23 protein-coding genes are annotated in these 26649 nt (G+C 69.6%); 6 read left to right on the top strand and 17 right to left on the bottom strand.

Annotated features, from left to right (window positions below; all coding sequences use genetic code 11):
- Nucleotides 1-4: 4 nt before the first annotated feature.
- Nucleotides 5-1789: an ABC-F family ATP-binding cassette domain-containing protein gene (locus NC7_RS06250; RefSeq protein WP_067980107.1), complete on the bottom strand. Its 1785-nt coding sequence runs from the start codon at nucleotides 1787-1789 to the stop codon at nucleotides 5-7.
- Nucleotides 1790-1864: 75 nt separating this feature from the next.
- Nucleotides 1865-2791, bottom strand: coding sequence for a 4-(cytidine 5'-diphospho)-2-C-methyl-D-erythritol kinase (locus NC7_RS06245; RefSeq protein WP_067980155.1), 927 nt, complete (start codon nucleotides 2789-2791; stop codon nucleotides 1865-1867).
- Nucleotides 2792-2962: 171 nt separating this feature from the next.
- Here NC7_RS06245 and NC7_RS06240 point away from each other — a divergent pair, with 171 nt between their 5' ends.
- Nucleotides 2963-3169, top strand: a complete 207-nt coding sequence (locus tag NC7_RS06240) for a cation transporter (protein WP_067980105.1) — start codon at nucleotides 2963-2965, stop codon at nucleotides 3167-3169.
- A gap of 42 nt (nucleotides 3170-3211) precedes the next feature.
- On the opposite strand, the gene rsmA is transcribed toward NC7_RS06240, so the two are convergent.
- From rsmA to NC7_RS06215, 5 genes are all read right to left on the bottom strand, one after another.
- Nucleotides 3212-4093 (bottom strand): 16S rRNA (adenine(1518)-N(6)/adenine(1519)-N(6))-dimethyltransferase RsmA, encoded by an 882-nt coding sequence (rsmA, locus tag NC7_RS06235; protein ID WP_067980102.1) that lies wholly within the window; start codon nucleotides 4091-4093, stop codon nucleotides 3212-3214.
- A gap of 34 nt (nucleotides 4094-4127) precedes the next feature.
- Nucleotides 4128-5273 (bottom strand): lipase family protein, encoded by a 1146-nt coding sequence (locus tag NC7_RS06230; RefSeq protein WP_067980099.1) that lies wholly within the window; start codon nucleotides 5271-5273, stop codon nucleotides 4128-4130.
- 51 nt (nucleotides 5274-5324) lie between these two features.
- Nucleotides 5325-6461 carry a lipase family protein gene (locus NC7_RS06225; RefSeq protein WP_067980097.1) on the bottom strand — a complete coding sequence of 379 codons (1137 nt, stop codon included), beginning with the start codon at nucleotides 6459-6461 and terminating at the stop codon, nucleotides 5325-5327.
- A 118-nt stretch (nucleotides 6462-6579) separates the two neighbouring features.
- Nucleotides 6580-7707 carry a resuscitation-promoting factor gene (locus NC7_RS06220; RefSeq protein WP_067980093.1) on the bottom strand — a complete coding sequence of 376 codons (1128 nt, stop codon included), beginning with the start codon at nucleotides 7705-7707 and terminating at the stop codon, nucleotides 6580-6582.
- 173 nt (nucleotides 7708-7880) lie between these two features.
- Entirely contained in the window at nucleotides 7881-8714 is an 834-nt protein-coding gene (locus NC7_RS06215; RefSeq protein ID WP_236573096.1) for a TatD family hydrolase, read from the bottom strand.
- Between the two features lie 22 nt (nucleotides 8715-8736).
- On the opposite strand from NC7_RS06215, the gene metG reads away from it, so the two are divergent.
- Complete coding sequence (gene metG, locus NC7_RS06210; protein WP_067980088.1) at nucleotides 8737-10302, top strand: methionine--tRNA ligase; 1566 nt, start codon at nucleotides 8737-8739, stop codon at nucleotides 10300-10302.
- Nucleotides 10303-10351: 49 nt separating this feature from the next.
- On the opposite strand, the gene NC7_RS06205 is transcribed toward metG, so the two are convergent.
- Both NC7_RS06205 and soxR read right to left on the bottom strand, forming a co-directional pair.
- Nucleotides 10352-11104, bottom strand: coding sequence for an isocitrate lyase/PEP mutase family protein (locus NC7_RS06205; protein WP_067980085.1), 753 nt, complete (start codon nucleotides 11102-11104; stop codon nucleotides 10352-10354).
- A gap of 32 nt (nucleotides 11105-11136) precedes the next feature.
- On the bottom strand, nucleotides 11137-11622 hold the full coding sequence (soxR, locus tag NC7_RS06200; RefSeq protein WP_067485487.1) for a redox-sensitive transcriptional activator SoxR: 486 nt from the start codon (nucleotides 11620-11622) through the stop codon (nucleotides 11137-11139).
- A gap of 121 nt (nucleotides 11623-11743) precedes the next feature.
- Between soxR and arcA the strand changes: the two genes are divergently transcribed.
- The gene (arcA, locus tag NC7_RS06195) at nucleotides 11744-12979 is read left to right on the top strand and encodes an arginine deiminase (RefSeq protein ID WP_067980152.1); all 1236 of its coding nucleotides are present in this window, start codon (nucleotides 11744-11746) and stop codon (nucleotides 12977-12979) included.
- Complete coding sequence (locus NC7_RS06190; protein WP_067980082.1) at nucleotides 12979-13335, top strand: GntR family transcriptional regulator; 357 nt, start codon at nucleotides 12979-12981, stop codon at nucleotides 13333-13335. The genes arcA and NC7_RS06190 overlap by 1 nt, the downstream gene beginning before the upstream one ends.
- A 4-nt stretch (nucleotides 13336-13339) precedes the next feature.
- Here the strand turns inward: NC7_RS06190 and NC7_RS06185 are convergent, their stop codons facing one another.
- Nucleotides 13340-14935 (bottom strand): dolichyl-phosphate-mannose--protein mannosyltransferase, encoded by a 1596-nt coding sequence (locus tag NC7_RS06185; RefSeq protein WP_174550198.1) that lies wholly within the window; start codon nucleotides 14933-14935, stop codon nucleotides 13340-13342.
- A 150-nt stretch (nucleotides 14936-15085) separates the two neighbouring features.
- Here NC7_RS06185 and rsmI point away from each other — a divergent pair, with 150 nt between their 5' ends.
- On the top strand, nucleotides 15086-15913 hold the full coding sequence (gene rsmI / locus NC7_RS06180) for a 16S rRNA (cytidine(1402)-2'-O)-methyltransferase (RefSeq protein WP_084458047.1): 828 nt from the start codon (nucleotides 15086-15088) through the stop codon (nucleotides 15911-15913).
- 61 nt (nucleotides 15914-15974) lie between these two features.
- On the opposite strand, the gene NC7_RS06175 is transcribed toward rsmI, so the two are convergent.
- The 6 genes from NC7_RS06175 to NC7_RS06150 all read right to left on the bottom strand — a co-directional run bounded on the left by NC7_RS06175 (nucleotide 15975) and on the right by NC7_RS06150 (nucleotide 23370).
- Entirely contained in the window at nucleotides 15975-17102 is a 1128-nt protein-coding gene (locus NC7_RS06175; RefSeq protein WP_067980077.1) for a glycosyltransferase, read from the bottom strand.
- Between the two features lie 78 nt (nucleotides 17103-17180).
- Complete coding sequence (locus NC7_RS06170; protein ID WP_067980074.1) at nucleotides 17181-18149, bottom strand: GAF domain-containing protein; 969 nt, start codon at nucleotides 18147-18149, stop codon at nucleotides 17181-17183.
- Nucleotides 18150-19967, bottom strand: coding sequence for a putative bifunctional diguanylate cyclase/phosphodiesterase (locus tag NC7_RS06165; protein ID WP_067980145.1), 1818 nt, complete (start codon nucleotides 19965-19967; stop codon nucleotides 18150-18152).
- Nucleotides 19968-20035: 68 nt separating this feature from the next.
- On the bottom strand, nucleotides 20036-22180 hold the full coding sequence (locus tag NC7_RS06160) for an Rv1355c family protein (RefSeq protein ID WP_067980070.1): 2145 nt from the start codon (nucleotides 22178-22180) through the stop codon (nucleotides 20036-20038).
- A 309-nt stretch (nucleotides 22181-22489) separates the two neighbouring features.
- Complete coding sequence (locus NC7_RS06155; protein WP_067980067.1) at nucleotides 22490-22930, bottom strand: AraC family transcriptional regulator; 441 nt, start codon at nucleotides 22928-22930, stop codon at nucleotides 22490-22492.
- Nucleotides 22927-23370, bottom strand: coding sequence for a GyrI-like domain-containing protein (locus NC7_RS06150; protein WP_067980065.1), 444 nt, complete (start codon nucleotides 23368-23370; stop codon nucleotides 22927-22929). The genes NC7_RS06155 and NC7_RS06150 overlap by 4 nt, the downstream gene beginning before the upstream one ends.
- A 182-nt stretch (nucleotides 23371-23552) precedes the next feature.
- Here NC7_RS06150 and NC7_RS06145 point away from each other — a divergent pair, with 182 nt between their 5' ends.
- Nucleotides 23553-25730, top strand: coding sequence for a hypothetical protein (locus NC7_RS06145; RefSeq protein ID WP_067980142.1), 2178 nt, complete (start codon nucleotides 23553-23555; stop codon nucleotides 25728-25730).
- Here NC7_RS06145 and NC7_RS06140 read toward each other — a convergent pair.
- Nucleotides 25723-26649 carry an alpha/beta hydrolase gene (locus tag NC7_RS06140; RefSeq protein ID WP_236573097.1) on the bottom strand — a complete coding sequence of 309 codons (927 nt, stop codon included), beginning with the start codon at nucleotides 26647-26649 and terminating at the stop codon, nucleotides 25723-25725. The two genes, NC7_RS06145 and NC7_RS06140, sit on opposite strands and share 8 nt — an antisense overlap.

Raw genomic sequence — 26649 nt, 5'->3', positions numbered from 1 at the left:
GAGATCACTGGTCTTCGGCGAGCTCCAGCCAGCGCTCTTCGGCCGCTTCCTTTTCCGCGACGACCTCTTTGAGCTCGGTGTTGAGCTTGACGAGTTTGTCCGGGTCGGTGGCGGCGTCGGCGAGGGCGGTGTGGAGCTTCTGCTCGCGCTCGTCGAGCTTGGCGATGGTGCGTTCCAGGCGCGAGAGTTCCTTGCGGGCGGCGCGGCGGTCGGCCGAATCCGTGGTCTTGGCAGTCGATTTGGGCGCGATCGGCTTGGCCGTGTGGGTCTGGGCGGCGCGGCGGGTGAGGTACTGGTCGATCCCGCCGGGCAGGTTGGTGAGCTTGCCGTCGCCGAAGAGGGCCCAGGTGGAGTCACAGATACGTTCGACCAGATAGCGGTCGTGACTGATGACCACGAGGGTGCCCGCCCAGTTGTCGAGCAGGTCTTCGAGCTGCTGCAGGGTGTCGATATCGAGGTCGTTGGTCGGCTCGTCGAGCAGCAGCACGTTCGGTTCGGCCATCAGGATGCGGGTGAGCTGCAGGCGGCGGCGTTCACCACCGGAGAGGTCACCGACCGGGGTGCGCTGACGCGCCGGGGTGAAGCCGAGCCGTTCGGCGAGCTGACCGGCCGAGATCTCCTTGTCGCCGAGCATGATTCGCTGCGCGATCTGCTGCACGGCCTCGAGTACCCGCATGTCGGTCGGCAGATCGTCGAGTTCCTGGCGCAGCCAACCGATCTGCACGGTCTGGCCCTGGATCCGCTTGCCCGCCGCCGGTTCCACGTCACCGGCGAGGGCGCGCAGCAGGGTGGTCTTGCCCGAACCGTTCACACCGACGAGACCGACGCGTTCGCCGGGCGCGAGTCGCCAGGTGAGGTCGCCGACCAGCTCCCGACCGTCGGGGGTGGTGAGGGTGGCGTCCTCCAGCTCGATCACCACGCGGCCGAGCCGTTTGCGGGCGAAGGCGGCCAGCGAGACGGAGTCACGTGGCGGCGGCACATCGGCGATCAACGCCTCGGCGGCCTCGACGCGATAGCGCGGCTTGGACGTGCGGGCCTTGGCGCCCCGGCGCAACCAGGCCAGTTCCTTGCGGGCCAGGTTGGCGCGGCGGGCCTCGGTGGCGTCGGCCTGGCGGGCGCGTTCGGCGCGGGCGTAGATCCAGTCGCCGTAGCCGCCCTCGTAGGTCTCCACCTTGCCGCCGACGACCTCCCAGGTGCGGGTGGCGACGGTGTCGAGGAACCAGCGATCGTGGGTGACCACGACCAGCGCGGTGCGGCGGGCAACCAGGTGCTCGGCCAACCACTGCACGCCCTCGATGTCGAGGTGGTTGGTCGGTTCATCGAGGACGAGCAGGTCCAGGTCGCGCACGAGGGCCGCGGCCAGCGCGACGCGACGGCGTTCCCCACCGGACAGGTTGGCGACCGAGGTGTCGAGGCCGAGGTCGGCGATGCCGATGCCCTCGAGCACCGAGCGGATGCGCGCGTCGGCGGCCCACTCGTGTTCGGCGATGTCGACTGTCGACAGGTCGTCGGACAGACCGGCGAGCACCACCGACCCGACCGTCGCGCCCTCGGGCAGCACACCGCGCTGGGTGACCACGGCCATCCGCAGGCCACCGACCCGGCTCACCCGGCCGTTGTCCGGCGGTTCCAGCCCGGTCAGCACCTCGAGCAGCGTGGTCTTGCCGCCGCCGTTGAGGCCGACCACCCCGATCCGTTCCCCGGCGTGGATACCGAGGGAGACGTCGTCCAACAGCGGCTTGATGCCGAAGCTCTTGGAGACCTGTTCGAGGTTGATCAGGTTAGACATGGGTGTTGCTCGCCCGCCTTCCGCGTGACTGTTCGGCTCGGCCGAGCCTACTCACCGGGCACCGGGGCGCCGCGTTCAGTGCGCTTCCAGGTCGAGCACCCGCGCGCCGGGCACCGGTCCGCTCGCCGTACGCACGCTGCGGCACACGCCCGCGCCCGCCAGTTCCGCCGCGACCGCGATGGCCGCCTCCTCGGTGTCGCACAGGAACGCGCAGGTCGGCCCCGATCCGGACACCAACCCGGCCAACGCGCCCGCGCCGACGCCCGCACGCAGGGTGCGACGCAGCTCCGGCTTCAGCGACAGCGCCGCCGCCTGCAGGTCGTTGCCGAGCAGCGGGGCGAGCGCGTGCGGGTCGCCCGCGGCCAGCGCCTGCAGGAGTTTCTGCGGGTCGCCCAGGCGCGGTGGGTCGCCCTCCGCGCGCAGCCGGTCGAGTTCGCGGAAGACCGACGGGGTGGACAACCCGTCCTTGGCCAGGGCGAGCACCCAGTGGAAGGTGTTGCGCGACAGCACCGGAAGCAGCCGTTCGCCCCGGCCGGTGCCGAGCGCGGTGCCACCGTGCAGGGCGAAGGGCACATCGCTGCCGAGTTCGGCGGCGACCGAGGCGAGTTCGTCGCGGCCGAGCCCGAGGTCCCACAGCTCGTTGAGACCGACGAGCGCGGCCGCCGCGTCGGCGCTGCCGCCCGCCATGCCACCGGCCACCGGAATGCCCTTGGTGATGGCGATCTCCACCAGCGGCGCCCGCCCGGCGAGGTGGCCGAGCGCGACGGCGGCCTGCCAGACGAGGTTGGTCCGGTCGGTGGGCACGTGGGCGGCACCCTCGCCGCTCACCCGGACGGTGAGCGAGGCGGCGGGGGCCAAGCGTAGGTCGTCGGAGAGGGATAATGCCTGGAAGACGGTGGTCAGGTCGTGGTACCCGTCGGCGCGCGGATCACCGACTCCGAGATGCAGATTCACCTTCGAAGGAGCGCGCACGACGACCGGGCTGGGCACAACTGACAGCACGGTGACCAAGCGTAACCGGTAGTACCGACGAGTATGTGCGCCGAAACGGCCGACCGGTCGGTGGGTATCCGCGATGGACGAACCGAGGGCTTGCGCCAAGTACCCGTGGGGGGTATGTTCACTGGTGTCGGGGGATACCCCGGGACCGTATATTCGAGCGAAGGAGCGGCCATGGCCACCACCACTTACACCGTCACCGGGATGACCTGCGGACACTGCGTGAGCTCGGTCAAGCAGGAGATCGGCAAGATCGACGGCGTCACCAGCGTCGACGTGGACCTGGCCAGCGGGCTGGTCCGGGTCGACAGCGCGAGCGAGGTCGCCGAGGCCGATGTGGCCGCCGCCGTCGACGAGGCGGGCTACGAGCTGGCCCGCTGACCCTGCCGTGGCCCGCACCGACACCGGTGCGGGCCACAAGGGCTACCCCTGCGCGGCCAGTTTCACGAACGCGGCGGTCTCGAGGGTCTCGCCGCGCGCGGTCGGATCAATGCCCGCGGCGACGAGCCTGCGCTCGGCCTCGGCGGGTGAACCGGCCCAGCCGGACAGGGCCGCCCGCAATGTCTTGCGTCGCTGCGCGAAGGCCGAGTCGATCACCTCGAACACGCGTCGGCGGTGCGCGTCGTCCATCGGCCACGGCGGTTCGGCGTACCGATCGATCCGGACCAGGCCCGATTCCACCCTCGGCACCGGCCAGAACACCTGCGTCCCCACATGACCCGCGCGCCGGACCTTGCCGAAGAACCCCGCCTTCACACTCGGCACGCCGTACACCCGGTTACCCGGTTCGGCGGCGAGCCGGTCGGCCACCTCGGCCTGCACCATCACCAGCGAGACCGTGATGCTCGGCAGCTCGGCCAGCAGGTGCAGCAGCACCGGCACCGCCACGTTGTACGGCAGGTTGGCCACCAGCGCGGTCGGCTCGGCGGGCAGCTGATCGGCGCGCACCCGCAGCGCGTCGGCCTCGACCACCCGGAGGTTCGCGGCCAGGCCGGGCGCGCGATCGGCGACGGTTTCGGGCAGGTAGTTCGCCAGTACCGGGTCGATCTCCACGGCGACCACCTGGTCGACCACGTCGAGCAGGGCCAACGTCAGCGAGCCGAGACCTGGACCGACCTCGAGCACCGTGTCGCCCGGACCGACACCGGCCGCCGCCACGATGCGTCGCACCGTGTTCGCGTCGTGCACGAAGTTCTGCCCGAGCTGTTTGGTCGGTCGCACGCCGAAACGTTCGGCCAGCGTACGCACCTCGGCGGGACCGAGCAGCGCGGCGCAACCGCGAGCGGAATTATCGGGTTCGGACACCGCTAGAACTTACCAACCCCGCCGATCGGGCAGCTCAGCGCTGTGGCGGGGCGGCGTTCACACGGGCGAGGAAGGCGTCGATGGCCTCGAGCTGCGCGGGTGTCACCGACCCGTGCGGGCCGGTGCCGGGCAAGACCTGCTGGTCGACGCCGTTGGCGGCGAACTGCGCGACCAGGGCCGCGTGCAGCGGGGACGGGACGATCGTGTCGGTGACGTTCATCGTCAGCAGGATCGGTGCGTCGTAGCCGCTGGTCGGCAGGGTCATGTACGCGGCGAGCGGGCCGCGCAGCGGTTCGAGGGGACGGACGAGCAGGTCGGCCGAGGTGACGCCCTTGGTCTCGGCGAGGATCGCGTCCAGGCATCGGCCGCCCGCCGCGTCGACGATCGACTTGCCGCGCGGGGTCAGGTAGGAATCCACCGCGAGGTCGGGGTGGGTGGCCCGCAGACCGGCCAGGATGCTGATCAGGAACCCCGTGCTTCCCGACGGGCCGGGCAGATCGGGACCGATGAACGGCAGCACCTTCTCGACGTCGGAGGCGGCGTCGATGGCCACGGTGCCACGGAAATCCAGTTCCGGGGCGTAAGAGGACTGAACGTGGGCGGCGCTGAGGGCCGCGTGCCCACCCTGTGAGGTGCCTGCCACGCTCCACGTCCGCGAGAGTGCCGGGTCGACCGCGCGGGCGGCCCGGACCAGGTCGATGGTCGCGGTCGCCTCGCTGCGCACCTCGAGATAGGGATGCGGGCCGGTGTCGAACCGACCGAGACCAAGGTAATCAGGGGTGACGACGGCATAGCCCTGGTCGACGAGCCGTTTGATGAGCCGGTCCTCGGCGGCGCGCTGCGTCGGGAACGGCGCCGTCTCGGGATCGGCCTGACCACCGCAGCCCGGGCCCGAGCCGGAACTGCCGTGGGCGTAGGCGATGATCGGCCAGCCGCCCTCCGGCACGTCACCGGTGGGGACGAAGAGCGCGCCGCTGGCCGGGCGTTCCGCGCCCGAGGAGTCCTGCGTCGTGTACTCCACCGCCGAACCGCCGCCGGGCAGACCGTGCCAGCCCGAGGGCCGGGCCTCGGCGGAGAGCACATCGCCGGGCGCCGCGCCCGCCGGGGCGTTGGTGGCGGCCAGCAGCGCGGCGGCGGCGACCACGGCCGTCATCGCGGCGCGGCTCATCGTCTTCGACATCGGGGGAACCTTTCGGGCCGAGCAGTACTTGGACAAACGTACAGTCACCGGTCACCGAACCACACGATTCAGGAATTCATCGATCGCCGCCCACATCGCCGGGTTCAGCTGCGTATGGCTGCCTGTACCGACCACGGTGTCGAATGCCACTCCGCCAGCGGCGAATTGGGCCGCGAGCGCCGCGTGCAGCGGCGAGGGCACCGTCTTGTCGGTGGCATTGACCAGCAGCAGGATCGGGGCGTCGTAGCCACTGGTCGGTACGGCCATGTAGTCGGTCATCACCGAGCGCAGCGGCTCCTCGCCGAGGGACCGCGACAGCAGGTCACCGAGATAGAGATCGGCGACCCGCTCGTCGATGGCGTCCTGACACAGGCTGCCGATCTCGTCGAGCACCCGACGACCCAGCGGGCTGAGGTAGCTGTCGACCTGGGCCTCCGGCCGGGCCGCGCGCAACCCGGCGAGGATGCTCGCCGAGAAGCCGAGGGTGCCACCGCTGACGCGGTCCGGGTTGCCCGGTCCGAGCAGCGGGGCGACCTTCTCCACATCGGAGGCCGGGTCGACGGCGATGGTGCCGCGGAAGTCCAGTTCGGGCGCGTAGTCGTGCTGCCGGTGCGCGGTGGCGAGGGCGGCATGCCCACCCTGCGACATTCCCGAGGCCGACCACACCGCCGACAGTTCCGGGTGCACCGACCGGGCGGCACGAAGCAGGTCGAGTGTGGCGGTCGCCTCGGTGTCGATGTCGAGGTAGGGGTGCGGGCCGGTGTCGAACCGACCAAGACCCAGGTAATCGGGGGCGACGACCGCGAATCCCCGCGACACCACGTGCCGGATGAACTCGTCCTGCCCCACCTGCGATTCCGGCCAGGGCGCCCCCGCCGGATCCGACTGCCCACCACACCCGGAACCGAGCCCGGTGGTGCCGTGGTCGTAGGCGACGATCGGCCACCCGCCCTCGGGCGCGGCACCGTCGGGCAGGTACAGCACGCCGCTGGCCGGTTGGGTCGCCCCGCCCACTCCCCTGGTCCAGTAGTCGATGATCTCGGCGTCCGCGATCCCACGCAGGTCCGCCGACGTCACCGAGATCACCTCACCGGGTGTTTCCGCGTGCGCACCGGGCGCCGAGAAGACGAGCCCCACCGAGAAAGCCACCGCCACGGCCGCCGATCGCACCGCCGAAACCCCGAGCATGCCAACCACCCGTCGACTCGTCCGAAGCCGACCCCACCGCACGAGCACAGCGGACCCGGCGAAACGAGAGCACGCTACCGCACGTCAAGCGCCCGCCGCCGCAGCGACGTACCGGCGATCAGCTGAGGCCGAGGCGGCCGGTGCAGGCGGGCCAGGCGCCCCAGCCCTGGCGGGCGCGGGTCACTTCGGCGATGGCGATCTGTTCCTCGCGGGTGGCCAGGTCGGCGCGGGGGGCGTATTTGAGGCCGCCCTGGCGCTCCCAGGTGCTCTGGTCGAACTGGATGCCGCCGTAGTAGCCGTTGCCGGTGTTGATGGCCCAGTTGCCGGTCGACTCGCACTTGGCCAGCGCGTCCCAGATGTCACCGTCGCGAACCGGCGGCACCTCGGTGCCGGGCTTGGCGCCCTTGCGGATGGTCTTGGGCTGAGCCGGGGTGATGACGTTGGAATTGGTCTGCACGCGATGGGTTTCCACGCCGTTGACCATGGTCACCGCGAAGGTGGCCTCGTGCAGGCCGGGCGCACCTGGGTTCTCCACCACGGTGCGGCTCATGTTCATCGTGGCGTCCTCGATCACCTGCTCGGTGGGTTCCAGCGGCAGGGTCTCGGTGCGCTCCTCCACCCGCTGACGGGTGACGGTCACCGTCAGGTCGCCGGTGAGCGGGGTGCTCGCGGCGGGCTCGGTGAAGTCCTGATCCTTCAGCGGGATGCCAGCGGCGGCGAGGAAGTCGCCGATGGTCGGGGCCGCCAGGCGCACGTCGACCGGTTCGCCACCGCCGTCCACCACGGTGACGGTGCGCGGGGTGTACACGCTGAGTTCGGCACCGGCCAGCGGCAGCTTCTCGGTACGGGTCGGCACCACGTGGGTGTCGGCCGGGATCTGCATCTGCGCCAGCGCCTCACCGGCGGTGAGACCGGTGGTCCACACCGTGCGTTCGGTGCCGTCGACGACCACCGTGATCTCGCGTCCTCGGTTGAGGGTGATGGTCGCACCGTCGGACACCTTGGTGCCCGCCGCCGGGCGGACGTCGTCGTGTTCGGTGAGCTCGTACCCCGCGTCGTCGAGGATGGCGCGCACGTCGCGCGACATGGTGGTGAGTTCGGTGCGCTCACCGTCGACGACGATCGCCACGGTCTTGTGGTTGACGATGGCCATCGAGGCGCCGACGAGCAACACCAGCAACAGGGCCGCCGCCGCCGCGTACAGCAGCGGCGAGCGAGACGAGTTGATCCGCGCGAAAGCCGACATGGTTACGGAACGATAACGAGCATGTCGACCCGGGACAACAGGGTGCCACCCGATCAGCGGGACCACACATTACGATTCGATATAGACATCGCAGGTAGATAACAGCTTCGTCACGCGAAATGTGAGCTGAGACACGTTTATCGTCCAGCCCCCTGGCAATACGCGAAACGGGCTTATCGGATTCTGTAGAGCCTGCGCGCGTTCGCCGTGGTGATTTCCGCGAGGTCGGCCGGATCCTGGTCACGGATCTCGGCAAGCGCGCGCACTGTGTACGGCAGGCAGTACGACTCGTTCGGCGCTCCGCGATACGGGTGCGGCGTCAGATAGGGCGCGTCGGTTTCGACCAGGATCTGATCGTCGGGCACCAGTTTCGCCGCCTCGCGCAGTTCGTGCGCGTTCTTGAAACTCACCGTTCCCGAGAAGCTGAGTACGTACCCCTCGGCCACGCACGCCTGCGCCATGTTCGCGTCCGAGGAGAAGCAGTGGAAGATCACCGTGTCGGGCGCGCCCTCGTCGAGGAGCACGGTGAGCAGGTCGTGGTCGGCTTCCCGGTTGTGGATCATCAGCGGCTTGCGCACGCGCTTGGCCAGGTCGATGTGCCAGCGGAAGCCGTCGATCTGGGTCTCGATGTCGGCGCAGCCGTCGAGCTTGCCCGGCCAGTAGTAGTCCAGGCCGGTCTCGCCGATCGCGACGACGCGGGGGTCGGTGGCGAGGTTCTCCAGTTCGGCCATGGCCTTGTCGTCGAGGGCGTTCGCACGGGTGGGATGCAGGGCGACAGCGGCGTACACGCGCTCGTCCCAGTGCGCGGCGCGCACCGCCCACTGCGCGGCGGCGAGATCGTCGGCGACCGTCACCACGTGACCCACCCCGACGGCGGCGGCCCGGTCGACGACGGCGGCGGTCGAGGCGGCATCGGTCGCACCACAGGCGTCGAGGTGGGTGTGCGCGTCGATCAGCGGCGCGAGCGGCGCGGGAGGAGGCGGAGCCGGACGATTCTGGTTTGCCACGCGGATTACAGTAGTTGCCATCATGAGCGAGCGAAGCGAGCCCCAGCCTGCCTTCTACATCACCACGGCCATCGCCTACCCGAACGGTGCGCCGCATATGGGGCACGCGTACGAGTACATCTCCACCGACGCGCTGGCCCGCTTCAAGCGTCTCGACGGATACGACGTGTTCTTCATGACCGGTACCGACGAGCACGGCCAGAAGATGCAGCAGACCGCCGCCTCCGAAGGCGTCCCGGTGCAGGAGCTCGCGGCCCGCAACTCCGACGTCTTCGAAGCCATGGACAAGGCGCTCGACGTCTCCTACGACCGCTTCATCCGCACCACCGACGAGGACCACAAGGCGGCGAGCGTCGCCATCTGGGAGCGGATGCTCGCCAACGGCGACATCTACCTCGGCAACTACTCCGGCTGGTACTCGGTGCGCGACGAGGCGTTCTACACCGAGGAGGAGACCACCCTCCTCGACGACGGCACCCGCGTGTCCACCGAGTCGCAGACCCCGGTCACATGGACCGAGGAGTCGAACTTCTTCTTCAAACTGTCCGAGTACCAGGACAAGCTGCTCGAGCTCTACGAAAACCACCCGGAGTTCATCGCGCCCGCCACCCGGCGCAACGAGATCGTCAGCTACGTCAAGGCCGGGCTGAAGGATCTGTCGATCTCACGCACCACCTTCGACTGGGGCGTTCCGGTGCCGGGGCACCCCGATCACGTGATGTACGTGTGGGTCGACGCGCTCACCAATTATCTGACCGGCGTGGGCTTCCCGGACACCGATTCCGATCGGTTCCGCAAGTTCTGGCCCGCGAACGTGCACATCATCGGCAAGGACATCACCCGCTTCCACACGGTGTACTGGCCCGCGTTCCTGATGTCGGCGGGCATCGAACTGCCGGAGCGCGTCTTCGTGCACGGGTTCCTGTACAACAAGGGCGAGAAGATGTCGAAGTCGACGGGCAACATCGTCGACCCGCTCGATCTGGTCGCCACCTACGGCCTCGACCAGGTGCGCTTCTTCCTGCTGCGCGAGATCTCCTACGGCCAGGACGGCAGCTACAGCAACGAGGCCATCGCGGGCCGCATCAACAGCGACCTGGCCAACGAGTTCGGCAACCTGGCGCAGCGCAGCCTGACCATGGTCAACAAGAACTGCGACGCCAAGGTGCCGACACCGGGCGAGTTCACCGCCGACGACCGCGCCCTACTCGACCGCGCCGCCGGTCTGCTCGACAAGTGCCGCACCGAATTCGACGCCCAGCAGATGCACCTGGCGTTGGAAGCCATCTGGCTCACCCTCGGCGAGACCAACCGCTACTTCTCGGCCAACGCCCCCTGGGCGCTGCGCAAGTCGGGCACCGAGGAAGACCTGGCCCGCATGGCGACGGTCCTCTACGTCACCCTCGAAGTGGTCCGCGTGGTCGCGATCCTGGTCCAGCCGGTGATGCCCGGCTCGGCCGCCAAGCTCCTCGACCTGCTCGGCCAGGAGGCCCGCACCTTCGCCGACCTGTCCACCCCCCTCGCCCCCGGCACCGACCTTCCCGCCCCGGAACCGGTCTTCCCCCGGTACGTGGAACCGAAGGATTAGATCGAAAACCGTTGCGGCGCACCTGGTCTCCGGGTGCGCCGCAGGCGATTCACTTCCAGGCGTCGAGCAGGCGGGTGGCCTCGGTGGCGAGTGCGGCCTGGAGGAAGGGGCCGAAGCTGACGCGGGCCACACCCAGCTCGGCGAAGTAGGACTTGGCCGGTGTGCCCGGCTGACCGATCGCGTTGACCGGGCGCGGGAGTTCGGTGGTGAGACGGCGCAGGACGTCGTCGGCGTGGCGGCCGACCGGGTAGAGGACGTCGGCCCCCGCCTCGGCGGCGAGGGTCAGCCGGGCGACGGCGCGGTCGACGCGGTCGGCTTCGTCGCCGTCCTGGCGCAGGAACAGGTCGGTGCGGGCGTTCACGACGACGTGCACGCCGGTGGCATCGGCGGCCTCACGCAGGCCGCGCACCAGGTCGGCGTGCTCCTGGGCGTCACGCAGCCGCTTGCCCTCGCTGTGCACGGTGTCCTCGATGTTGAGGCCTACGGCGCCTGCCGCGAGCAGGCCGTCGATGAGCTGCAACGGCTCGAGTCCGTACCCGGACTCGATGTCGACCGACACCGGCACCTGCACCGACGCGGTCACCTGCGCGACCCGAGCGAGCAGTTCGTCGAAGCTCATCCCCTCGCCGTCGGGGCGCCCGATCGAGTCGGCCACCGGGTGGCTGCCCATCGTCAGGCCCGAAAAACCGGCGCTCACAGCGACATTCGCCGACCAGGCGTCCCACACCGTCGGCAGGACCACCGGGTCGCCGGGGCGGTGCAGCGCGAGCAGGGTCTTGGCGCGGGTCTCGAGAGAAGTCATACCGCGATGATGCCCGAGCCGTCCGAGCGCGGCTAGGCGCAGCCGCTTTTCGGTGGGCAGTTCAGGTGCACGTCGAGCACGCGCGCGCCCGGCCCCTCCGCGCCGAGGCGGTCGTGTTCGTTGACGAGCTTGCACGAGCCGAGCGACAGGCATCCACAACCGATGCACCCGGTCAGGTTGTCGCGCAGGCGCGTGAGCTGGGTGATCCGTTCGTCGAGGTCAGCACGCCAAGTGGTCGACACGGCCTCCCAATCGCGTCGGGTCGGTGTGCGGCCCTCGGGCAGCCGGTCGAGGGCGGAACGGATGTCGCTGAGCGGGATACCGACGCGCTGGGAGATGCGGATGAACGCCACCCGCCGCAGCGTCTCGCGCGCGTAGCGGCGTTGATTGCCACTGGTTCGACGACTCGTTATGAGACCTTCGCGTTCGTAGAAGTGCAACGCGGACACTGCAACTCCACTACGCTCGGAAAGCTGACCTGGGGTCAGCTCCTTCGTTTGCCAATCGGCCGTCGTCATTTCCTGTCTCCTCCCGCTTTCACCTCAACAATACTTGAGGTACTTGTGTGGTGTACGAAAACGGGGTGACTCGGTGCGGGTCTTCCTGGCAGCCACGCCCCGCTCGCATTACGGTTTCGGCATGGGAACGGACTCGCGCCTGGCTGTCACCTCCGAGGTGGGCACATTGCGCACGGTGCTGCTGCACCGGCCCGGCGATGAGCTGCGCAGGCTCACCCCGAGCAACAACGATCAGCTGCTCTTCGACGGCATCCCCTGGGTGGAACGCGCCCAGGAGGAACACGACGCCTTCGCCGCCGTGCTGCGCGGGCGAGGAGTCGAGGTCCTGCTGCTCGCCGACCTGCTCACCGAAACCCTCGCGACCAGCGGCGCCGCCCGCATCCAGGGCATCTCCGCCGCCGTCGACGCGCGACGGCTCGGCCACGATCTCGCCGACCAGCTCGCCGCCGAACTCCGCAAGGTCGAGGCACCCGAGCTGGCCGACATCCTCATGGCCGGAATGACATTCGACGAACTCCCGTTCGGCCCCGACACCACTTCGCTGGTGCGGCGGATGCACCACGGCGCCGATTTCGTCATCGACCCGCTGCCCAACCTGCTGTTCACCCGCGACTCCTCGTTCTGGGTGGGCCCCAAGGTGGCGATCACCTCGCTCGCCCTGCCCGCGCGCAGTCGCGAAACCTCCATCACCGACCTCGTCTACGCCTTCCACCCGCGCTTCCTGGGCGTGCGCCGGGCCTACGAATCCCACACCGCCCCCATCGAAGGCGGCGATGTGCTCCTGCTCGCCCCCGGCGTCGTCGCGGTCGGTGTCGGCGAGCGGACCACCCCGGCGGGTGCGGAAGCGTTGGCGCGCAGCCTCTTCGACGACGACCTGGCCCACACCGTGCTCGTCGTGCCGATCGCTCAGAACCGCGCGACCATGCACCTGGACACCGTGTGCACCATGGTCGACACCGATGCGGTGGTGATGTACCCCGGCGTCCGGGAAACGCTGCGCGCGTTCACGATCCGCCGCGAGGACGGCTTCACCGGACGCGGCGACACCGAGCGCATCAGCATCAGCGGCCCCGAACCGTTCCTGCCCGCCGCGGCCGCCGCGATGGGCATCGAGACGCTGCGGGTGATCGATACCGGGCGCGACGGGCCCGCCGCCGAACGTGAGCAGTGGGACGACGGCAACAACACCCTCGCGCTCGCCCCCGGCGTCGTGGTGGCCTACGAACGCAACGAGATGACCAACTCCCGCCTGACCGACGCGGGGATCGAGGTGCTCACCATCCAGGGTTCGGAGCTGGGGTCCGGGCGCGGCGGACCCCGGTGCATGTCCTGTCCGCTGTCCCGAGACGAGGTGTGATGTTCCACGTCGAGCTGTCCAGCGATTCCACCCAGCCGCCGTACGAGCAGTTGCGCCTGGCGGTGATCGAACAGGTCCGCGCGGGCACACTCACGGCGGGCACCAAGATCCCGACGGTGCGGGCGCTGGCCGCCGACCTCGGTATCGCGCCCAACACCGTTGCCCGCGCCTACCGCGAACTCGAGGCCGACGGGGTACTCGAAACCCGGGGCCGCCAGGGCTCTTTCATCGCGTCGTCGGGCGATCCGACCCGCGATGTCGCCGGTCGCGCCGCCGTCGACTACGTGACGACCATCCGCAGGCTCGGCCTCACCGACAGCGATGCCATCGACTTCGTGCACCGCGCGCTCGGCTGAACGGTCAGCGCCAGCTCGGTAACCAGAGATGGTCCTGCCAGGTGGCGGTGCTGATCGGCATGCCCGTGAGAATGGGCCACAACCAGACGAAGTTCGCGACCACCAGGCCGAGATAGATGGAGACGATCAACAGCCCGAGGGCGTAGCGCTCGTCGACCCGGGCGGGCAGGTAGGTCCCGGTCGGGCTGCGCGGCACTCCGCCGCGCTGCGACGGTCCGAGGATGTCGCCGAGGACCAGCGCGACACCCATCGCGAGGAACGGGGCGAGCACGACGGCGTAGAAGAAGTACATCTGTCGGTCGAGGGTGAGGAACCAGGGCAGCAGACCGGCGCCGTACCCGACGAGCACCGCCGCGTACCGCCAGTCGCGTCGGGTCACCGCGCGCCAGATCATCCAGCCGAGCGCGGGCAGGGCCAGCCACCACAGCGCCGGGGTGCCGACGGCCATCACGGCCTTCACGCACTGCGCCTCGCCGCACCCGGTGACGGTGCCGTCGGCGTAGTAGTAGAGCATCGGGCGCAGACCCATCGGCCAGGTCCACGGCTTGGATTCCCACGGGTGGTGATTGCCCGCCGAATTGGTGAGCGTCGAATGGAAGTCCAGGGTTTCGCCCTGGTAGTACCAGAGCGAGCGCAGCGCGTCGGGCAGGAAGGCGAATCCGCCGCCGGTGCCGACGTAGTTGCCGACCGCGTGCCGATAGGTCCCGGTCTCGCTGGCGAACCACGCCCAGTACGACGACAGGTACACCACCAGCGGAATCACGACCAGGGCGTACAGCGCGGGCCCGACGTCACGCACCAGCGTGCCGACCCACGGCCTGCGCACCCCGTACGCGCGCCGGGCGCTCACGTCGAAGGCCACGCTCATCAGACCGAAGAACATGACGAAATAGATGCCCGACCATTTCGTTCCGCAGGCGAGACCGAGCAGCACGCCCGCGCCGAAACGCCACCAGCGCACCCCGAGTCGCGGTCCCAAGTCGGTGCGGCCGACGCGCCCGGCCAGGTCGGCGCGGGCCATCCGCTCGCGTACGTCGTCGCGGTCGACGATCAGGCAGCCGAACGCGGCGGTGACCAGCAGCGCCATGAAGATGTCGAGCATGCCGATGCGTGAGGACACGAAGGTGAGGCCGTCGGCGATGAGCAGGATGCCCGCGAACGCGCCGATCAGCGTCGACCGCGACATCCGCCGCACGATCCGGATCACCAGCAGCACCAGCACGGTGCCCGCCAGGGCGGCGGTGCCGCGCCAACCCCAGGCGTTGTAACCGAACAGTGCCTCGCTGACGGCGATGAACTGTTTGCCGACCGGGGGGTGTACGACCAGGCCGTAGGCGGGGTTGTCCTCGACGCCGCCGCCGGTGACCATCTGCCAGGCCTGTGGGGCGTAGTGCTTCTCGTCGAAAACCGGTGTGCGCGCGTCGGTGGGGTAGTTCAGATTCACGATGCGGGTGATGGCCGCGATCAGCGTGAGGACCAGGGTGACCACCCAGCCGCGTGCCCTGTCGAGCGGCCCGAAATCGGGGGCCGGGCGCAGCGGGGCCGGGCTCACCACGGCTGGCACCGGGCGCGTCGAACGGGCTTCGGTCACCGGGATCACGCCCCGATCGTAGGCGGTGGCACCGACTCGGGCCGAGCCGACACCGGTCCGGACCGGGTCACCTGACAGAATGGGCGGCGCGCCACCCACTGGCACCGCGCGCCGCACGCACCGCCTGCGGCCGAACTCCCGGAGAGGCGGAACCCCACCGTGTTGGTCCTAGCGGCAACCCCGATGGGCGATATCGGCGACGCGTCGCAGCGGCTGCGCGACGCGCTCGGCACGGCCGATGTGGTCGCCGCCGAGGACACCCGCCGCACCCGATCCCTGGCCAAGGCACTCGGGGTGGAGATCACCGGTCGCGTCGTCAGCTTCTACGACCATGTCGAGACCGCGCGCATCCCCGCCCTGCTCGACGACATCGCCGGGGGGCTCACGGTGCTCCTGGTGACCGATGCGGGCATGCCGTCGGTGAGCGACCCCGGCTATCGGCTGGTGGCCGCCGCCGTGGAGCGTGAGCTGCCGGTGACCTGCCTGCCCGGGCCGTCGGCCGTCACCACCGCGCTGGCCCTGTCGGGGCTGCCGGTGGAGCGGTTCTGCTTCGACGGTTTCGCCCCGCGCAAAGGCGGCCAGCGCCGGGAGTGGTTGCGCACCTTGACCTCCGAGCAGCGTGCCTGCGTGTTCTTCGAGGCACCCCACCGGCTCGCCGAGTGCCTCGCCGACGCGGTCGCCGTGCTCGGTCCCGACCGCCGCGCCGCCGTCTGCCGTGAACTCACCAAGACCTACGAGGAGGTGGTTCGCGGCACCCTCGGTGAACTGGCCGACTGGGCGGTCGACGGCGCGCGTGGTGAGATCACCGTGGTTCTCGAAGGCGCCCAACCGGTTTCGGCCGAACCGGCCCAACTCGTCGACGAGGTCGAGACTCTGGTCGCGGGCGGCATGCGCCTCAAGGACGCGTGCGCGGAAGTGTCGGCGGGCCGAGGCGCCTCGCGCCGCGAACTCTACGACGCCGTCCTGGCCGCCCGCTCGGCCGACTGACCACAGCGAGCGCGGCGGCCACCGGGCGCGCACGAGCAACAGCGACGCGCAGCCGGTCGGGTCAGCGGTCGAGCACCGCGAGCATGCCCGCGACAGCTCGCGGCCAGGTGAATTGCTCGGCGCGGTGGCGGGCGGCCCGGCGGCGGTGGGTGGTCGGCATGGCGAGAACATCGGTGACGGCGCGGGCGAAGGCCCGGGGTCGGTCGGCGGCGACCGCCCCGCATTCGGTGGTGATGATGTCGGCCAGCGCCGAGGAGCGGCTGGCCACGACCGGGGTGCCCGCGGCGAGGGCTTCCAGGGCGGCCAGGCCGAAGGTTTCGTGTGGGCCGGGAGCCAGGGAGACATCGGCGGTGGCCAACAGCGCCGCCACCTCGCCGCGATCGCTGAGGAAGCCGGTGAAGCGCACGGCCGGTTCGCCACCGGGCAGGGGTGGCAGGGTGCGGGCCCGGCGCTCGAGCGATTCGCGGCGTGGCCCGTCGCCCGCCACGACCAGTCGGGTCGGCATACCGGCGCGGTGCAGTGCGCCGATCGCCTCGATGCTGCGGTCGACCCGTTTCTCCACCGACAGTCGCCCGCAGTGCACCAGCAACGGGTGACCCGCCACGCCGAGGTCGGCCCGCAGTCGCTGGTCGCGCCTGCGCGGGCTGAACAGGTCGAGATCCACCCCGAGCGGCACCAATTCGACGTTGGGGGCACCGATCCGGTGGAATTCCTCGCGGGCGAAATCGGTGGTGCACACGACCATGTCGTAGTCGTCGGCGGTGCGCCGGTTGGCGAGGTCGGCGCAGCGACGGGCGGCGGGCCCGGGGAGCACCTGACCGAGCAGCCGGTCGAGCCGCTCGTGCGAGATCATCACACTGGTCACTCCGCGCCGCCCGGCCCACCGCCCGAACCCGCGCAGGGTGAGCCGGTCCGACACCTCGAGCACATCGGGTCGCAGCCCGGCGAGGACATCGGCCACCGCCCTCGGGTCGGCCGCCCGGTAGCCGCCGGTGAACGGAATCCCGAACGCGGGCAGCGTGATCCGCAACGCACCCGTGGACAACACTTCCTCGCTGCGGCGCGGCCCCGGCACGATCAACACCACCTCGTGCCCGGCGGCCACATACCCTTCCCCCAGATGGTGCAGCGCGGTGCGCAGCCCACCGGATCGTGGGCCGTAGAAGTTCGCCAACTGCACGATGCGCACATGCCGATCGTCCAGCCGCCCGGGTTACTCGCGGCTCCCGCCCGTGAAATGGCGCGTGAACACCCGTGAAAGAGCCGCTTAACCCGCCTCGCCCTCGACCGAGGGCCGGACCCGGAGCAACCCGTGTCCGGTGGCGGCCGTCGTGATCGTGGCCAGCTCGGCGTGCGCACGGACCCACTCGCCGTCGGCGAAGCGCACCCGCAGTGTCAGCTGCCGCGTGGTGTCCGGCGCCTGGGTCAGCTCGACGCACGCGGCGCGCAGGGCGGCCAGATCAGCGGCGTCGATCACCGGTCGCTCGACGGTCCACCGGTCCAGCGGTGGCGGCGGATCGGCCACCCACTCGTAGATGACGGCGCCGGACAGCAAGATCAGACCGGCGCCGACACCTACCCCCTTGGACACGGCGCGCAGCATCGCGACGTCGAGATCGACCGTGTCGCCGCCCCGTTCGGGCACGGCGTGCATCAATCCGCTCACCCGGCCGAGGCCCGGCCTGGCCCGCGCCACCATCTGGAACCGGCGGACCCGGTCGTCGTCGCCGAGCACGTCGACCTCGCCCTGCCAGCGCCCGCCGGGCTCCAGCGTGCTCGCCATCGCGAAGTAGTCGACCCGGCCGTCGAACCGCACCATCCGCCCGAACGCCTCGGGCGGCGTGCGTACCACCCGCACCGCGCCCGGTTCGCGCGCGAAGATCAGTTCCTCCAACCCCGGTCCGTGGTGGGCGAGTTCGGTGCGGGCATCCCAATCCCAGGCGCCCACGTGGCGCGGGGGCGGCACGGGCCGGTCGGCGGGACCGATCCACACCTGCGACCCGTGGACCCCACCCAGCGCGCAGCGCACAGGTTCCACGACGACGACGGTGTCGCCCACCCGCGCGGACTCACCGCGACGCACCGCGTCGAGCAGCAGCTTGGCCCTGGCCGGACCGATCGCCCGCGACCAGCGCGACGGCGCGACCCATTCCCTGATCCGCCCGGCGTCGGCCACCAGTGCCGGGTCGAGATCCTCGGTGAGGGTCTCGACCAGTAACCACCCGTCGGCAGTCATTCAGCTGGGTGCCACGCCACGCCCGGCCCGTGGCAGGTCGAGATCGAGCGGAATGCGCCCCTCCCGCAGCTGCACCTCGACGTCCTCGGCGGGCATCGGCCGGGCGATCAGGAATCCCTGGGCGCGGTAGCAACCGAGACCGACCAGAGTGCGGGCCGCCATCGCGGTCTCCACCCCCTCGCCCACCACGCCGAGACCGAACGAACCGGCCAGGCCGATGATGGATTTCACGATGGCGAGGTCGTCGTTGCTGTCGCCGAGGCGCTGCACGAATCCCCGGTCGATCTTCACCGCGTCCACCGGCAGTGCCTTGAGATGCGACAGCGAGCTGTACCCGGTGCCGAAGTCGTCGATGGCGATCTGCACGCCCATCCGTTTGAGCCCGCGCAGGGTCACCCGGGTGCGCACCAGGTCCTGCACGACGACGTGCTCGGTGATCTCGAGACACACCGAGCTGCCGTCGATCTCGAACAGGCGAAGAATGTCCTCGATGCGCTCGACGAAGTCGGCACTCACCAGCTGCACCGGCGACACATTGATGCGGATCACCACGTTGGCGGCCAGCCCACGCCTGCGCCAGTCGGCGAATTGGGAACAGGCCGAACGGATCACCCAGCGGCCGAGTTCGCCCGCCAGATTGGTCGCCTCGGCCACCGACACGAACGCGCCCGGCGGTAACAGGCCACGGGTGGGGTGCTGCCAGCGCACCAGCGCCTCCAGCGCGACGATCCGGCCGGTGCGCAGGTCGACTTCGGGTTGGTAGTGCAGGATCAGCGATCCGTCGGAGACGGCGCTGCGCAGGTTCAGCTCCACGTCGTCCTGCAGTTCGAACTGGGCGCGCATGGCATCGGTGAACACCGCGACGCCGTTGCCGCCACCGGATTTGGCTGACAGCAGGGCGTGATCGGCCCGGCGCAACACATCCGACACCGAGGTCTCGCCCGGAATACCCAGTGCCACACCGACACTCACACCTCGGCTCACCGACTCCTGACCCACCGAAACGCGGCGTCCGATGAGTTGCTGGATCCGCGCGGCCTCCAGTTCGGCGGCGACCGCGTCCATCGGCTCGGCGGGCACGATGACGAATTCGTCGCCACCGAGACGGGCGATCATGTCCTCGGGGCCGAGATTCTGTTTGAGTCTGCGGGCCAGGGTGCGGATGAAATTGTCACCGGCACTGTGGCCGAGGAAATCGTTGAGCGCCTTGAGCCGGTCGAGATCGAGAAAGAACGTGGCGACCGGTCCGGGGTTTTCCGGGTCGAGCCTGCGCTCCATGTATTCGAGCAGAGCGCGGCGGTTGGCCAGCCCGGTCAGGTCGTCGTGCAGGGCGATATATCGCAGTTTCTCCTCGGCGACAACTCGTGCTTGCAATTGCGCGAACAGCGCGGCGATCGCCTTGAGCACGTTGAGTTCGCGGGTGGTCCAGGTGCGGTCGCCCATCTTCACGAAACCGAGCACGCCGGTGGACTCGCCGCGCGAAACCAGCGGCACGCACGCCATGGCGACCTGCGGGATACCGGAGGATTTGCGGATCGTTTCCTGGTAGTCCTCGCTCTCGTTACCCGGACGAACGATGAGCGGTTCGGTGGCGAATTCCAGCGCGCGGAACACAGAGTCGGCCTTCTCGAACTCCACCACCCGTAACGGGTCGGGCACCGGTGTTTCCGCGCGCTGCGGCCATTCGGCGACGAGCACGGTGGCGCGGCGGCTGCGGTCGGTATGCCGCAGATAGCTGAAATCGACGTCGAAATGCTCGACGAGTGCGGCGAGCACCCGCTCGCTCGCCGCCACCATGGTCGTGGCGTCGACACCCATCAACTCGGAGGCGACCTCGGTCACCAGTGAGTCGAGCGATTGCCGATGCACGCTGTCTCCGATCCGCGCTATCCGTCGTTCCTACTGCCAGGCACCGGCAACCGTCGACTGCGAACGCTCGCAGCGGCGGCGTAGCTCAGACGAAGAACCAATGCCACGTTCTCATCCTCAGAGATTTCCAGCATGTCCAGGAAACGCCTCTGAATGCTGGCAAGTGTATCTGTGAACTCGGGAGAAACGCTGCGCAAATCCTCGCGCCGGTTCGCGTACAGGAACACCGGCGACACCGGCTGCACCGCCAGCCCCAGCAGTTGCGCCCGCAACCAGACCTTTTCGACCGCGGCACCGGCGCGCGCGTAGTCCGCCAGATCCGGTTCCCCACCGCGCGCCCGGAACCCGATGGCCACGAGCGCGGAACTCGACCGCACCCGGTCGACGGTGAATTCGCCGAGGGCGGTGCCCGCCGACCATTCGCGCAACCGGTCCATCACGTCGGTGCGGCTGCCGACCTGGAGTTTGGCGAGTTCGTCCGGCGCCGGGTCGAGGGTCCGTACGTCGATGCCGGTGCGCACGTCCTCGCCCGGCCACCGCAATTCGGCGTAGAGCTGCTGGTGCAGTTGCGGACTGAGGTAGCGGACCCGATCGCTGGCACCGAGCAGATCCGCCACCTCGGCGAGACCCCGCGCGCCCGTGATCGCGTGCACGACGGCCTGGTCACCGGCGGCCCGCGCGAGGTCGGGCAGCACCGAATCGGGCAGGTCGGCGGCGTCCCCGAGGCGCCGGTTGGTATGCCGGGCCAGGGCGAACGGGTAGTCGGCGGCGAGTTCGGGGTCGCTGCCGGGCCGCAGTCGCAGGCGGGCGATCAGCGGTGCGGACGGATCGTCGACGAGCAGTCGCGGATCACCGAGCAGCCCGTGTGCCGCGGCCGCGGTGGTGGCGTTGTACAGGGCGGCACCGACGGCGACCGCGCTGCCGCGCAGGCCGATGTCCATCGCCGTCGTGCTCGTCGGGTCGAGCGCGATCTCGATGAGCTCGGTGTCGGCGCGCAGGATCCACGGCTGGCTGTTGCCGCCCGAGGGCGCGCGTTGCGCGCAGGCGAGGATGGCGCCGATCGGGTCGGCGGGTGGTTGTTCGTCGTCGGGTCCGGTGACGTGGTCGTCGGTGTGGTCGTCGAGGTAGCCGGGTTCGGCGAGCGAGTCGAGGGCGGCCTCGAGGTCGATGCGGGTTCGGCCCGAGGACAGCTTCGTCCCGAGCCCGATCCGGCGGATGGCCGCGCTCACGATCGCGGCGCCCAGCTGCACCTCACCGCCCAATTGCGGCCAGGTGGTGATGGTTTCGCCGACCTCGGCCAGGCTCGCGGCCATCCGCGCCGACAGCTGGGTCGGGTCGAGGATGCGCAGCACATGCGGCGCTTTCGATCGGGTGTCCAGCCCGGCGAGCGCGGCGCCGGTCGTCGCGCCGAGCAGCCCGTGGAACGGTTCACGACCGGGTTCGAGGTCGTAGCGTTCGACGTCGAACAGGCCACGGTCGTTGGTGTCCATCAGCAGCGGGACGCGCCGACGGCGAGCGGCTTCGCGGACCGCGAATTTGATGTCGAGCGAATCGCATTCCTCGACGACGACGGAGAGTCCGTCGAGGAATTCGTCGGCGGTCTCGGCGAGCACGCCGTCGCGCCAGATCTCCACGGGCAGATAGGGGTCGAGTTCGGCGATCCGGCGGGCGGTGACCACCGCTTTGTTCACGCCGACGTCGAAGAGCCCGGTCGGCACCCGATTGAGGTTCGACAGCTCGATGGTGTCGAAGTCGGCCAGGCGCAACAGGCCGCAGGTGCCCTCGAGGGCCAGCGTGTAGGCCACCGAATGGCCGACGCTCTGGCCGACGACGCCGACCCGCAGTGCCCGCAGCTTGCGCTGTTCATCGCGGGTGAGCTTGTTGCGGTTGCGGTCCGAGCGGATCGCGGCGAACGCGTCGGGTCCGAGGACGGCGACGAGGGCGTTTCGCCACGGGTAGTACACCCAGCGTTCCTCGTCGGGGTCGAGTCCCGGTGGTGGATTGATGAGCCGGTCGAGTTCGGCGCGCAGTCCGACGCGCAGATCGATGGTTTGGACGCCGGGGCTCTCGGTGAGCTGCCGCAGGGTTGCCCGGTCGGTGGGATCACGCGGATCGAGCAGACGCGGCCGATACTCCGCCGTCTGTGGTGCTGGTGCCGCCATCTATCGATCGACCCCACGAGAACGTGCCGTCGCGACCACGTCGGCGTGACGGTGAATCCGCCGCAACCGGGTTTCGCCGCATGCTGCTTCGACAGCCATCGGGTTCCTACTCCATGCTCCACGCCCGCGAGGGGTCGGCGTCCCACCGATGCCGACTGGTGCAGTATCCGTCATCGGTTACGAATCCACCAGACAAGTGGCTAATTTCCCGGAAACCTTCTGAGCCAGTTGAAATAACCGCAGGTCAGAAGCGGTTAGGGTGCACTGAGTAGATTTTTGCAGACCGTACGGTCCGAATACAGCTACCCGTCAGTTATCGACCTGGATGGACACGAACAACTCCACGTCGCTCGGCCCGTGCCAGACCTCGATCTCCTCGCGATAGGCGCGCGAGATCTCGGCCGAGGCGGTGGCGTCGTCGACCTGGGCCCAGACGTCCTCGACCGGGTCGTGATAGTCGCCGTTGGGCGCGAAACGGGCGTAGATACCCTTGGGCACGACGACCATGAGGTCGCCGACGGGCACCTCACCTGGCGTGGCGAATTCACGGGCGACCAGGGCGTTCCAGTTACCCGCCGGGTCGGGCACATAGACCGTGTGCAGCGGTTCGTTGCCATCGGGCCGGTCGCGCAGCCGGTCCTTGAGGAACTCGATCAGATCGCTGTTGGACACCTTGAAACTGGGATGGACCCTCGGCACGACCAGGCCGCCGTAGAGCGCCCCGCCGCGGACCACGATCGTGTAGCTCATCGCGGATCGACCGCCAGGTAGAGGTCGATCTTGTAGGCGTGCGGGTAGCACTCGAAATCGCCGGTGAACGTGCGCTTGATCTGGTTGTGTTCCTCGGCGAAGGCGATCTGGGTCCACAGATCCGTCATCACCTGGGGAAAGTTACCGACCGAGGAGAAGCGGGCATAGGTGCCGCGCGGGAGCCGGGCGGTGAGGTGGCCACGGGTCACCTGATCGAGCGCGTCGCACTGGTAGCCGACGATCTGGGTGTTGTAGGTGCCGAGATCGCCACTGAAGTCGGTATAGGCGCTGGCAAGAGGCCCGCCGAGATCCTGGTGCAGGACCGCCGACCAGGCGGCTTCGAGGTCGTGGTCGCGCAGCTTACCGAGTGCGCGTTTGGGACTGCGGACCGGCAAACCGGCCACCCAGGTCTCGTCCCGCTCGACGATTTCGAACTGCATTGATGACTCTCTCGAAGGTCGGCACGGTTGGGCCATGCTATCAACATCGGTCGACCCCACCTAACCACAGCTGAGCTGGTCAAACGTCCATCACCACGCTGGGCATTGTCCGATTCACCTCCATGCCCTAAGCTCCCGCGCTCGTGTGGGTACGCGCGGCGCTCGAACCGCGAAAACAAGTGATGCGATGGGCAGGACTTGTCGTCGTCGCGGTCCTGGCGGGGTACATCGCGGTGTTGCTCGGCGACGCGCGGCACTTCTACACCGACGATACCGAGGCACAGTACGTGCCGATGTGGCAGCTGCTCGGCGCCGAACTGCGCGCGGGCCGGTTCCCGGCGATGGTCCCGTGGGAATGGATGGCGGGCAACTACAGCCTCGAGGAGGCCGGACTCTACAACCCCGCTCAGCTGCTGGTGTATCTGCTCGCGCCCTCGTTCGACAATCTGGCCGGGTACGCCACGGCCGTGAAATTCGTCTTCTCGGCGATCGCCGCGCTCGGCGTGTTCCGCATCTGCCTGGCCTACGGTGCGCGGGCGCCGTTGGCGGCGCTGGCGGGCGTGGCGTTCCCCTTCAGCGGTTGGTTCCTGTTCTTCGACGAAGCCAGCTGGTTCACCTCGCAGACGGGCACCGCGTGGCTCGTGCACGCCTGGGCCTCGGCGGTGCTCTACGCGCGCAAACGGTCCGGCCCCATCCCGCTGTTCGTCTTCCTGTACCTGGCGTTGACGATCCAGTACGTCTTCCCCGCGGTCGAAGCCGCGCTGATGATCGTGGCCGTGGCCGCCGGGGAGTACCTGTACCGGCGCGAGTGGGCACCCGTGCTGCGGATGCTCACCGCCGCCGGTCTCGCCGCGCTCGCCTCGCTGATCGCGAATCTGCCGCTGCTGCTGTCGTCGCAGGCCACCTGGCGCGGTGACGTCTCGACCATCCACAACGACCCGTTCCTCACCGTGCCGTGGTCGGAATCGCTCAATGCCAGTCTGCCGAGCACGGTTCCGGCGTTCACCGCCTGGTGGGGGCATGTGCAACCGCTGCCGATGGTCTACATCGCGTGGTTCGTGATTCCGGCGTTGGCCTTCATCGATTGGAAGGCGGCGGCGAAGTCGGCGAGCGAGTGGAGCGGGATCGCGCTGTTCGGCGTGGCGACGCTGATGTGGACGGCGGGACCCGGCGCGATCGGGCCGCTGCGCTGGCCCGCCCGCGTGCTGCCGATGCTCGCCATCGCCGTGCTCGTGCTGGTCTGCGTCCTGCTCAGCCGGTACGGGGTGTTCGTCTCCTCGCGGCGCCGATACGCGGCGGCGGGCGCGTTGATCGGGCTGCTGTTCATCCGGTCCTTCTCGGCCGCACCGGAACTGCTCGTCCGGCATGTGCTCGCGGTCGTCGTGGTCGTGGCGATGGGCGCGGGCGCGCTGTGGCTCGCGCGTCACCGTGGCGTGGCAGCGGCGGCGACGGCGATGATCGCCGCGACCATGCCCATCGCGTTCGCGCAGGTCGCGGCCGCTCCCGAAACACCGCTGTCCTACGGGTTCCCGGAGCGACGCTCGGAGATGCTGGCAACGTTCCCCGATTTCGGCGGGCGCACACTGCAATTGGCCGACCGCATCGCGGTGCGCGACGAGGAACGCACGCTGGCGGGCACATACGGCTCGATCGCACTCGGCAGCTACGCCAAGAACATGGGCCTGCAGTACGTGAACGGCTACACCCCCGTCGGGCACGCCGCCTTCGCCGGACTGCTGTGCATGGCGTGGGACGGTGGCACCTGCCCGGACGCCTATCGCCGGGTGTTCGCCGTCGAACCGTCGACCGATACGCCGATCGTCGACCTGATGCGGCTGGACCGGGTGGTGCTGCAACGCGCCCAGTACCCCGACGCCGGGGAGAAGCCCGCGCCCTCGGGCTGGATGTTCGTGCGCTATCCCGGCCACGAACACCAGATCTGGGTGTTGGAACGGGTGAATCCGCTGCCCTCCCCCGGCGACATGATCGCCCACGGATCCGGTGTGCACGCCACCGTGATGCCCGAGGCCGGGCTCACCAACCGCGCGACCGTGTCCTCCGGCACCGGTGGCCGCATCGTGTTCGCCCGCCTGGCCTGGCCCGGGTACACCGCCACCCTCGGGGCGAGCGAGATCCCGACTCGGGCGGTGGCGGGAACCTTCCTCGCCGTCGATATCCCGCCCGGCACCCACCAAGCCGAACTCACCGTCACCTGGCGTCCGCCCGGCCTGTCGATCAGTCTCGCGGCGGCGTTGCTCGCGGTGCTGGCGATCGGTGCGCTGCACTGGTGGTATCGGCGCACGGACGGACCGGCGGTCGAGGAAACGACCGCCGAGCGCGCTCGCGTCGCGGTCAGCTGATGGCGGCGGCCAGGTGCGGCCAGGCTTCGTGGAGGTCCGACTCGAACTGACCCCAGGTGTGTGAACCGGTCGGCCGATGCACGTGCACGGCCGGGATACCCAGCTGGGCGAGGCGGCCCGCGAAGGCGGCCGTGCAGGCACCGGCGATGGTCTCGAGCGGCGGCATCGGCAGACCACGGTCGGCCGCACCCGGTGCGCCCGTCGCGGCCGCGAGGAAGATCGCCTTGCCCGCGAGGCGACCGGCATTGGCGAACACGTCGTGCTCGCGCCACGCGGGTCCGCCCGGCACGCCCCACATGTTGCCGGGGTTGCCGCCGCCGCGCACGGCCTGGGCGCTCGCCATCGCGATCCCCGTCGGGTCCGCCGCCCACGGGCATCCGCTGAGCGCCGCGACCGCCGAGAACCTCGGGCCGCCCTGGATCGCCAGGTCAAGGGCCGACGCCGCGCTCATCGATACGCCCGCGATGGCATTGCGACCGTTGGTGCCGAGGAGTCCGTCGATCACGCCGGGCAGTTCCTGGGTCAGGTAGGTCTCCCACCGCACTCGACCGACGGCCGGATCATCGGAGATCCAGTCGGTGTACAGGGTGAACGCGCCACCGACCGGCATCACCACATTGACGAACTTGTCGGCGAAGAAGTGCCGCACATCGGTGTTGTCCCACCAGGAGATGCCGTCGGCGCCGCCGCCCGCGCCGGTGAGCAGGTACAGCGTCGGTGCCCCCGCACCGGCCGCCTTGATGACCTTGTTCTGGATGACCCGCCCCATCGCGGGCGAGTACACGTCGATCTGGGCGGCCCGGCCACCCAACGGCGCCTCCCCCGTCACATGAGCCCCCGGATCGGCTGCCGCCCGGCCCCCACCGACCACGGCGACGATCGCGCACACCACAGCAAGCCACGCCCTCGATGTAGTCAC

The organism is Nocardia caishijiensis NBRC 108228, from assembly GCF_001612825.1.
In the GTDB taxonomy this organism is placed as follows: Bacteria; Actinomycetota; Actinomycetes; order Mycobacteriales; family Mycobacteriaceae; genus Nocardia; species Nocardia caishijiensis.
Note: the sequence above shows the minus strand (reverse complement) of the source record. Positions and strands in the feature narration are given on the sequence as shown.